8 protein-coding genes are annotated in these 10,477 nt (G+C 42.4%); 4 read left to right on the top strand and 4 right to left on the bottom strand.

All coding sequences use genetic code 11. From position 1 onward, the window contains the following. Window positions 1–76: 76 nt before the first annotated feature. From AACR93_RS01905 to AACR93_RS01895, 3 genes are read left to right on the top strand one after another with little or no spacing between them, the layout of a single operon-like run. Window positions 77–4,633, top strand: a complete 4,557-nt coding sequence (locus AACR93_RS01905) for an EAL domain-containing protein (RefSeq protein ID WP_082044191.1) — start codon at window positions 77–79, stop codon at window positions 4,631–4,633. Continuing rightward, window positions 4,626–6,098, top strand: a complete 1,473-nt coding sequence (locus AACR93_RS01900) for a GAF domain-containing protein (protein ID WP_082044190.1) — start codon at window positions 4,626–4,628, stop codon at window positions 6,096–6,098. Before AACR93_RS01905 ends, AACR93_RS01900 begins: the two co-directional genes overlap by 8 nt. Then, window positions 6,073–6,648: a biliverdin-producing heme oxygenase gene (locus tag AACR93_RS01895; RefSeq protein ID WP_069785370.1), complete on the top strand. Its 576-nt coding sequence runs from the start codon at window positions 6,073–6,075 to the stop codon at window positions 6,646–6,648. Before AACR93_RS01900 ends, AACR93_RS01895 begins: the two co-directional genes overlap by 26 nt. 871 nt (window positions 6,649–7,519) lie before the next feature. Here AACR93_RS01895 and AACR93_RS01890 read toward each other — a convergent pair. After that, on the bottom strand, window positions 7,520–7,927 hold the full coding sequence (locus AACR93_RS01890) for an H-NS family histone-like protein (protein WP_043852200.1): 408 nt from the start codon (window positions 7,925–7,927) through the stop codon (window positions 7,520–7,522). Between the two features lie 563 nt (window positions 7,928–8,490). Continuing rightward, a complete protein-coding gene (locus AACR93_RS01885) occupies window positions 8,491–8,682 on the bottom strand; it encodes a hypothetical protein (RefSeq protein ID WP_042032933.1) in 192 nt (63 codons plus the stop codon). Between the two features lie 12 nt (window positions 8,683–8,694). On the opposite strand from AACR93_RS01885, the gene AACR93_RS01880 reads away from it, so the two are divergent. Beyond that, complete coding sequence (locus AACR93_RS01880; protein WP_331428982.1) at window positions 8,695–9,246, top strand: antitoxin Xre/MbcA/ParS toxin-binding domain-containing protein; 552 nt, start codon at window positions 8,695–8,697, stop codon at window positions 9,244–9,246. A 474-nt stretch (window positions 9,247–9,720) separates the two neighbouring features. On the opposite strand, the gene AACR93_RS01875 is transcribed toward AACR93_RS01880, so the two are convergent. Beyond that, on the bottom strand, window positions 9,721–10,101 hold the full coding sequence (locus AACR93_RS01875; RefSeq protein ID WP_039026395.1) for a diacylglycerol kinase: 381 nt from the start codon (window positions 10,099–10,101) through the stop codon (window positions 9,721–9,723). Between the two features lie 117 nt (window positions 10,102–10,218). Then, window positions 10,219–10,477: sulfatase-like hydrolase/transferase (locus AACR93_RS01870; protein ID WP_043852199.1), on the bottom strand; the 259-nt coding region annotated here is incomplete at its 5' end.

Below are 10,477 nucleotides of genomic sequence, written 5' to 3'. Positions count from 1 at the left end.
CATCCGGGCCAAGGTGGAGCACCCGTTTCGCATCATCAAGCGACAGTTCGGCTTCGTGAAAGCCTGATACAAGGGGTTGCTGAAAAACGATAACCAACTGGCGATGTTATTCACGCTGGCCTTAACAAGATATAACTCAAATGAATCAAAAAGTAATAATTATTGGGGATGGAATAGCATGAATTTAATCATTACAGCCATTGGGGCTTCAGCGGGTGGGCTTGAGGCGATTAGCGCACTGCTCACCCTGCTCACCAGAAACGATGACATGTGCTTTGTGGTGCTTCAGCATTTATCGCCCTCGCATCGCAGTATGATGGCTGAAATCTTACAACGTTCAACTGCGCTCTCTGTTAAAGAGATGGAAGATCAGGACGAACCCTTGCCCAATATGGTGTTTGTGGTGCCTGCGCACAAAAATGCCGGTTTTGAGAATGGTCGATTTACCTTGTCAGCCATTTCGCAACCGAATAACCCGAAGCCATCGATTAACTATTTTTTTACAGCATTAGCGGAAGAAAAAAGAGATCGCGCGATTGGCATTATTTTGTCGGGAACGGGTTCTGATGGCTCATTAGGTTGTCGGCAAATTCACAATATGGGCGGCATCACGATAGCGCAAAACCCCGATGGTGCGAAATATGATGGAATGCCACGTTCAGCCATCGAATCGGGTGTAATCTCGCACATTATGAGCATTGCAGAAATAGCGCAATACCTGTCTAGTATTGAGGTTGCCAATAACGCAGTCGATGCGCTGCTGCATGATGATTTTCGGGTTCAACAAATCATCGAGTTGCTTAATGAACGCTTACAGCGTGATTTTACCGGTTATAAAAGTGCGACGTTGATTCGACGCATACAGCGACGTATCAGTGCCGTGCAAAGTGTTGGGTTAAACGAATATCTGGCCTTTCTAACCAGTTCAGACAGCGAAGCCGAGCTTTTAGCCAACGATTTGCTGATTTCAGTAACCGCCTTTTTTCGCGATAAAGAGGCTTACAAGGCACTTGAAGCAACGCTCAGGCAATCCAATACGGCAGCCGAAGACGAGTTTCGCATTTGGGTTGCCGGTTGTGCGACCGGTGAAGAAGCCTATTCGCTGGCGATCATGATGTATGAAATCTGGCTGGATAGAGATAAAAAGCCAACGTTGCAGATATTTGCTACCGACATTGATGATGCGGCCCTTGAAACCGCACGACGTGGGTTATATCCGGCAATTGCGTTAAAAGAATTAAGCCAAGAGTTAGTTGAGCGTTATTTTAATAAACGCGGCGCGTATTATGAAATTATTAAACCACTGCGAGATGCAATTGTTTTTGCCAAGCATAATTTAGTCAATGATCCACCATTTCTGCGTTTAGATGTGGTCTCTTGTCGTAATGTTCTTATTTATTTTGACACCGCACTTCAAGCGAAAGTATTACAAAACTTTCACTTTGGTTTAAAAAAGAATAGTTTACTGTTTCTTGGTCGCTCAGAAACAGTGGCTCAAGCCGACAAGCTATTTAACTCTCATGATGCGCGAGAACGAATTTTTTCTAAAACGGGAGAAATACAGGTTTTGCCACTAACAAAAGTAGTGAGTGGTACAATAAAGGTAAAAAATCAGAAAAAGAGTGATCAACAAGACGCGTTATTCAATTTTTTGATTAATAATTATAAATTAACTCTTGCCGTATGTGATCGTGAAGGCAATGTATTACATACTAGGGGTCATGTGGAGCAGTTTTTCTTATTTCCATCAGGAGTTACTAAATATAATTTATCAGATGTGCTGCACCCATCTGTTCGTGCAGATGCCATCTCTTTATTTCATAAAGTGCAAAGAAATAGATCTAAGTGTGAAAGCCAGAAACGGCATATAAATCATCAACACATCAAATTTATTGTTTCTATTTTAGAGCAAGAAAATTTTGAATCCTATTTGTTAGTGTTTCAAATTGAAAATGAAGAGAGTAAAAGTGTTTCATTAATATCGTCTGACACGCCTTCATTTAATAATGATGATTTAAAAAATGAGTTAATTAGCACTCGTGAGCATTTGCAAGCGTTGGTGGAAGAGTTAGCCACAGCTAATGAAGAGATGCAGGCCTTAAATGAAGAGGCGCAAGCATCGAACGAAGAGCTGCAAGCCACTAACGAAGAGTTGGAAGCCGCCAACGAAGAGATGCAGGCCACCAATGAAGAGTTGATCAGTGTTAATGAAGAGTTGAATGTTAAAACCGGTGAATTGGCCAAACTCTATGAAGAGTATTCCCATCTTTATGACGCGTTAGAGTTTCCTATTTTAGTGTTTGATAAAGAGTTGCGTTTAATTCGTTTTAATGCAGGGGCGGCACAATATTTTTCATTACGATTAACGGCGCATTATCAATCGGTGGAGAAAATTAATTTTCCTGATGAATTTAATGAGCTGGCGACCTTATTAGGTAAAACCTTATCGCATGGTGATAGACAAAGCGCACTGATTCAGCATCTGAATCGTTATTTTCATCTGATTATCACGCCGGGGTTAAATCAGAAATCAGAGGTGATTTCGTTGGTTGTGACCATGATCGATGTCAGTGATTTGATCAATGCGAAAAATAAACTGTCGGCATCTGAGCATCGCTTAACTGCCTTAATGGAGCACACAAGTATTATTTTCTCCATGCGTGATCTGCATGGGCGATATCTCTATGTGAATAAGCGATTTACTGAGTGTTTTGACGTTGATGAAGCCGATTGCATTGACAAAACAGATTTCTCTATTTTCCCCACTGCGTTTGCAGGGGCATTATGGGGTGCATCGATCGAGTCGTTACAAACTGAAAACCCGATAGTGCGCGAGTATTATTTTAATAATAAAAATCAAAATAAATTTTTCTCGATTAAACATCAAACATTGCGTGATAGCGATAACCACCCGATTGCGTTAATTATTGAAGGTGAAGATATTACTGAGAGAAGAATTCAAGAGTCACAATTAAGAATTAATGCTCGGATTTTTGAACAAGCCGGTGAAGCTATTGTTGTGATGGATAAATGCGGAATTATTACCTCTGTAAACTCTGCATTTTATAAAATTACACAATTTGATGAGTGTGATGTAATAGGGCAACCGGCCAGAGAAATTATTTTTAACTCGACAGGTACGTCTGATATTTATGATGAGATCAGCTATTCGATTAAAACTGATGGCAGTTGGAAAGGGGAAATTTTAAGTAAACGCAAAGGTGGTGAGGTTTACCCTGAATTGCTCACTATTAATCGAGTTGAAGATTTTCAAGGTAACCCTGAACATCTGGTGGCCGTTTTTTCTGATATATCGCAGATTAAAAACTCACAAAAAGACATTGCTTATCTGGCCGAACATGACTCACTGACGAATTTGCCAAATCGTGCCACGTTTGCGAATAAATTAAGAAAACAATTAGCAGAATCTTTGGATAATAATAGAACCAATGCACTGTTATTTATCGATTTAGATAATTTTAAAAACATTAATGACACGTTGGGTCATGATGTGGGCGACCGCGTATTGCAAATTGCGGCATCTCGATTACGTCATATCATTAACAGCAATGATTTTATTGCCCGTTTAGGTGGTGATGAGTTTACGATTATTTTATCTGACACCACCACCGAAGATGCAGCCGCAGTGGCCAAAAAAGTGATTGATGAAATGTCACTGGTTTATGAGGTGGCTAATCGTCAGCTCTTTATTTCGGCTAGCATTGGCGTAGCGATATCACCCATGGATGGTCATGACGAGCATAGCTTATTAAAAGCAGCTGATGCTGCGATGTATAAAGCCAAAGAAAATGGGCGAAATCGTTTTGCTTTTTTTGAGCCTGAATTGCAAGTTAAATTGCTGCGTCAAGCAACGCTTGAACGGGCAATGCGTGTTGCGATTGAAAATAATCTGTTTTATCTCGTATATCAGCCGAAATTTTTGATTAATGACAAACTCGATATTGTCGGCGCAGAGGCATTGATCCGCTGGGATGACCCTGAAGTTGGCAGTGTATCACCAGCTGATTTTATTCCCCTTAGCGAGAAGAATGGGTTGATTTATGAAATAACGCGCATTGTTATTCATACTATTATTCAGCAATTGGTGCAATGGCGGAAAGAAGGGCTTAAATTATTACCAATAGCATTTAATTGTTCGACCAGAAGCCTGCATGAACCTGATTTGGCTGATTTTGTTCTATCATTAATGCGAGAAAATAGCCTTCCATTTGAACTGCTACAAATTGAGATCACAGAAACGGTATTACTGGATAACAGCCAAGTGGCTTTATCCAACTTAGAACGTTTAAATTATCATGGCATTAAAATTAATATTGATGATTTTGGCACTGGTTACTCATCACTCAGCTATTTAAAACGGCTGAATATATCAACACTGAAAATCGATCAGAGTTTTGTCTCTGGCTTAGGCAATGACTTAGAAGATGAAGTGATTACCGAGGCGGTATTAAGCATGGCCAAATCATTTTCATTGGAAACGGTGGCAGAGGGTGTTGAAACAGAAACGCAGCTGTGTTGGTTAAGGCAACATGGTTGTCATGTCGCTCAGGGTTATTATCTTGCTAAACCGCTGACGACTAATGCTTTCAAGGAGTACCTGACTCTTGAATGAAAAAAATACTTTTCTCTGTGCGTGCGAGCAAGAGGAATTGCATTTATCTGGGGCTGTGCAGTCATTTGGTGCGTTGATTCTTACCGAAGAGAATGGCTATATCACACACGTCTCAGTGAATACTGATGCAATTTGCACGTCGGCCATTCCGGGTCAATTTATTGATCCACGTTTGGCAAAGCTTTCGGCTAGTCTGGGCGTGCAAGTGGGTACTAATAAGATAGTCGCTTGGCACGATCAGGGCTTTAATGGCTATATCTTGATGACAAAAAGTAAAAACAAAAGCATTATTTATGAGTTTTACCCGAATGATATCAAGCACAATAACGTTATATGCACGCGCTTTGATTTTTTAGAAAAGCCTAATTCAGACAGTGAATTGTCATGGCTGCAAAAACGGTTAGTTGATTATATTTCTGAAGCGACTGGTTTTGAGCGGGTGATTTATTATCAGTTTATGCACAATGGCGATGGTGAAGTAATTCATGAGTCAGTGTCATCATCACATATTGGCTCTTACATTGGATTACGCTTTCCAGCCAGTGATATTCCACGCATTGCTCGCGATCTCTATGTCTTAAACCCTTGGCGTTATATTTATAATGCACCCGATATAACCACGCCAGTTGTCGGTATTACCCCTTCTGCGCCTGATTTAACCTATGCCTCGTTGCGCAGTGTCTCGCCGGTGCATGTTGTGTATATGGGAAATATGGGGGTGAATACCTCAATCTCTTTTCCTGTGATATTACATGGTGAATTGGCGGCGTTAATTACCTGTCACCATTCAACGCCACATTATATTGAGCTACCAATGTTGGAAGAAATTAGCTCACATGTTCAACATTATTCGATGATGCAGTCATCGTATCTAACGCAAAAAAAAATAAATTTTCATGATGGGCTTGGTCGTTGGAAAGCCGACACGCGCATTAAATTATTTAAAATAATTGATGACACAAACCAATGGGCGGAATTAGCCATTTGGTTAATGGATTCTTTTTCAGCATCCGGCATTATGTTCTGTGTGAATGATAATTATTGGGGCTATGGCACGATTCCCAATGAAGAAGCCTTTGCCGTTCTTGATGACTATTTTGTGCACTCAAAAATACAGATTTGGAGCGAGCACGCCTTATCGAAATCATTTAAATCGATTCTGTTATCACCGCTCGCTGGCGTATTAGGCGTCACGGGAATGGCGGACGCAGAGTGTCATGTTCGCCTGCTGTTATTTCGCAATGAGCACATTGAAAGTATTTCATGGGGTGGCAACCCGAATAAACCAACGAATTCGCACGATGGCGCTATTGGTATTTCGCCACGCATTTCATTTGAAAAATGGGTTGAAAAAACAGTCGGTAAATCGAAAGTGTGGAGTCAAAAGAACCAGCTCCAAGCCCTTAAGTTACGAGAACTATTATTAGAGGTTGAGCGATATGTCCAACAATCTGGAACAATTTAGACAAGGTTTAAAAAAAGCCCATGCTGATTTGGAAATGGAGCCGCCGTTTCGTGCGGTATCCGGCCATACGGTGACTATGGCGGATGTAAAAAACTTTCTCTCTATTTTGCATCGTTTTTATCAAGCCGCCGATAACCACATCATTCATTCCCCCTTTGCGATTGATGGGCTCTATCAGCGCCGCGCTGATCTATTGGCTGAAGATATTAAAAACATCGGCGGCGAGCCCGTGTTTACGGGGGCGTGTGATGTGGCTATGCCTGCCATTGATAGCGAAGCGCAGTGGTTGGGTGTGGTTTATACCATCGAAGGCTCTGCGGCGGGTGGGCGTTATCTGTTGCGGCATTTACGACATCAATTGCAAGAGAACCTTGGGGCCTGCACCTCGTTCTTTACGACGATTTCGGCAAGTTATGAAACGCATTGGCCGAAAGTCATCGCTGCTTTTAATGAAAAAGTGAACACTGATAGCGATGTTGAACACGCGATCTCTGCTGGGGTGAGCGTTTTTGACGATTTGGTGCTGATCTCAAAACGCTTACCTGTGTAACGGGCCTTTTCACGGGTTTCCTCGATACAGATCTTTCCTTAATACTGCTATCTCCTCGATCTTTCCCTGCATGTTGGCATTGGTTATGGCCAACATGTTGGATCGGCGTGCCACACAACGTTGAGCCACTTCACAAAGCTGACATTGTAACAGTTCACTGGGACTACGTTGACAACAACAACTCTTGGGAAAGTGCGAACAAGTATCCCACGAACAAAAAATGAAAATTTTAGTCATTTAATATCAATGGGTTACCAGTAAATGCTCTCGTGCCATATGACTTATTCGCACCTTCCCTAACAAGTCACTTGGCACAAAAACACACCATTCTAAATTATTGATATTAAATGGCTAAACTTTTTAGTTTTGGCACATAGGGTACTTATTCGCACCTTCCCTAGTTGTTCACATACATTCATCTGGCGTTCATGATCTTGCCCTGTTATCAGATCTGCTTGCACACCGAGGGAGTTTGAACAAGCTTCGCCACAGGGTGTTATTTTCATTTGGTAGATGAAATCTGCGATTAACGTACCAATGACGATCTTTAGTTAAATATTGACACCATGATGAGTACCGTCAGGCATATGAACGAATAAACTTAACCGACAGTCATGGCTCTCAACTGATTTTTTGAGCGACAACAAACTATCGAGAACATCGGGATCTATTGCAGGAACATCACCTGTACCGAGATTTGAAAGCAATTTGGTTATACTGAGACGTACCAGTTGTTATTCGGCAAGAGCCTTGGCTCTCTGGACAACCTCGGGTGATTCGGATGAGATGATGTCCTTTAATGTTCTCCCCATACGGGCTCCTACTAAAAACAGAATGAAAGGCCCACGCAATACTGCATGGGCTATCAGTATTAGATCAGGAAATCTTCCAGCGCTTTACCACCTTCAACAGCTGCCGCGATAGCTTTAGGCATACGACCCTGACCAGTCCAGGTCTTCTCCTGACCATCCTCGGTATAGCGGTATTTTGCTGGACGAGGAGTGCGTTTCGCTTTAGCTGAACCGTCAGCTTTCGCCGGAGCCGCAGTACCAACCAGCTCACTCGGATCTATGCCAGCTTCTTTCAGCAGCTCGGTAAACTCAGCCAGTTTTTGCAGGCGCTCGGCTGACTCAGCTCTGATTTTGCTCTCTTGATGCTCACGTTCGGCATAGATTTCGTCAAATTTGTCTTTAGCCTCGACCAACTGCTCAAAAGAGAGCTCGCGCAATGCAGCACGCAAACTACGAATATTTAGCAGTGTTTTCAAAAAATCATTCATTTTTGGCCTCATGTATCATATTTTTATATCAGTGAAATTATCTCTCAACCCCAGCATTAGCACCACTGTTTTTGGCACCAAGACGATTATAGAAATAACATTATTCAAAAAGACGTGAGCGAAAATAGCGTTTGGAGTCGCTTGGTGACCAAGCTCCAATCTTATATGAAACTATGTAGCCAAAGATTAAATCTAGGTGGTAGTGAGCGTTGATACCACCTCACCAGATGAGCCGATGAACGATCTTGGTCGGCTCACGAAATGAGCCGATAGGACAATATCATTGGCTCACAGAATGAGGCGATGATAAGAAATTTTAGATTTGCCCTTGAGGATCCAGACACTTCGCCCCTCTTAACTTAAGAGGTAGTCTTGGATGACTAGGCCACTACACATCCATGTCTCCAGAAAGCAAAAAACCCCGCAACGAGGCAGGGTTTCAGCATTTTTTCAACTTCGCACTCAGGGTAGCGACTCTCCCTATTTCTTGATTCTATGACAAGGTTAGGCCGCTAGTCAACATTATTACTGGTATAACCAGCATTGAGCACTCATTTGATATGTTATTTTTGGATGTCTTTGCACTCAAATTTTGGAGGTGTTTTCCAACCTGTAACGCGCCCACTGCGTTTGTTGATCCTGCGGTATTCATTCCCCAACAGGATTTCCCATTCAGAGCCGTTCTCCGATAGAACCTGAAAAGTAGTCCCAAGCTCAATGCCTAAACCTGGTTCAGTACAGACCAACTCGGTCATCAGTCCTCCTCAATGCAGGGGCATTCTGCTGTGAATCTTCCACTCAAAGCGACAGTTTGGAGTAGGATAGCTCATGAAAGGTCGTGTTTGTACAATGAGGAATGCTACATGATGCCCTATACAACCTATCATCCTAGTAGTGACGCAGCTACTCCGAACCAGCTCCTAGAAGGTCTTGGTATTCCTCGTGACCCACTGGGAGCACATCAATGGATCGTGGCTGGCGTAGCACCGGACATAGTCTATCGTCTTGCGGAATTGATGAAGACGGATGTGGGGACGGTTTGCCAGTGGGCTGATATTGGCCAGAGTACACTGGCCCGCAAGCTCCGGATTGCTGCCCCCTTATCAATATCGCAGGGTGCCAGGGTATACGGAGTGGCGCAGGCCCTCGATGCGGCACTCGTCTTTCACAGGAACGATACCGTCAAGACACTGTCGTGGTTAAACCGCACCGCCTGGGGCCTCGGTGGCGTAGCCCCAGCTAAATTGTTGGCTACACCAATGGGGGTTCAGGCTGTTGTCGATCTAGTGGGACGGATTCGGCATGGGGTGTGCCTATAAATTTAGGCAGCCTGCGGCCTCATCTTTCAGTTCAAAAAAACATCACGATAGTTTTTTTCAAATTTTTTCATTTTAGCCACTTGAAAAATACTGAAAACTGTCCATTTACTAATTATGAGAACAAAAGACTTTTTTAAACATTCCGCTGCTTCGCAGCGAAGATAAACCAGTTTTACTACTTCCCCACATACTATTTTATTAGAAGCGACACTCGCATTAGCATTGCAAACATGTCAAGCGTTTAATACGCAGGTTCAAACCTCATGTTGTCATTACTTAACTAAGTGTCAATTCTCGTATGAGTAGAATCAAGACAGAAAAACAGCCATAATAAAATATGGTTATTTTCGCACCTATGGTGCGGGCTAAACAGACAAAAGTTCCACCTTATAATTAGCATCTATTGTTTTTCATTAAACAGCCACTATTTATGGTGGCTGCCATGAATAATTAAAAATATTATTGATGATAACACTACCACCAGGTTAATAAATTACGCCCTGTCAATGCACCCCACACTATGGCATTCAACATCAGAGCAATGAAGACAGCCGCAGAGCCCATGTCTTTAGCTCGACCAGAAAGCTCATGATGCTCTGACCCTATTCTGTCTACTACTGCTTCAATAGCTGAGTTCAGGATCTCTACAATCACAACCAGCCAACTTATAACCATTAGGAGTAGTATTTGATTTAAACCATCTCCGACAAAAAACGCCAGAGGCATCAACAGCACAATGAGTAGCAGTTCCTGACGAAAAGCCGCTTCATGTCTCCAAGCTGAAGAAAGCCCCTTCATACTATAATTGGTGGCATGAATGATTCGGGTAATTCCAGTTGCACCAGGCTTTGCCATTTTAGCTTCCTCTTTCTGATTTGCCCGTTAAAAATTTCAACCATGAAATACACGGACAATAGTAATAAACCTATTATTTAACAGATGATTGGGGGCCTGAGCCCCCAATAATGTAATTTATTGAACATTACGACATTGACTGAAAATATCTAGACCCTTTTCGTAAACTGATGTTTTGACGTCCCAGATACCCAATACAGATGAGAAAATATTATCGTGTGAGTAACGAGTATCAGCGGCTTTCTGCTGCAAACACGCCATATCAACGCCTTTCTCTTTGGTAAATCCAGGTGACATCCACACCTGCATAGGAACACGGGTCTGATCATCCGGTGCAAACTTGTACGGTGTACCGTGTAGGTAAAGCCCTAATGCT

The sequence above is a fragment of the Aeromonas sp. L_1B5_3 genome (assembly GCF_963866575.1).
In the GTDB taxonomy this organism is placed as follows: Bacteria; Pseudomonadota; Gammaproteobacteria; order Enterobacterales; family Aeromonadaceae; genus Aeromonas; species Aeromonas jandaei.
Note: the sequence above shows the minus strand (reverse complement) of the source record. Positions and strands in the feature narration are given on the sequence as shown.

What these genes read in the sequence shown, in the direction of transcription:
- AACR93_RS01875 (WP_039026395.1), bottom strand. Translation starts at nt 10,101, where the DNA reads ATGGCAAAGCCTGGTGCAACTGGAATTACCCGAATCATTCATGCCACC.
- AACR93_RS01895 (WP_069785370.1), top strand. Translation starts at nt 6,073, where the DNA reads ATGTCCAACAATCTGGAACAATTTAGACAAGGTTTAAAAAAAGCCCAT.
- AACR93_RS01885 (WP_042032933.1), bottom strand. Translation starts at nt 8,682, where the DNA reads ATGACCGAGTTGGTCTGTACTGAACCAGGTTTAGGCATTGAGCTTGGG.
- AACR93_RS01880 (WP_331428982.1), top strand. Translation starts at nt 8,695, where the DNA reads ATGCAGGGGCATTCTGCTGTGAATCTTCCACTCAAAGCGACAGTTTGG.
- AACR93_RS01890 (WP_043852200.1), bottom strand. Translation starts at nt 7,927, where the DNA reads ATGAATGATTTTTTGAAAACACTGCTAAATATTCGTAGTTTGCGTGCT.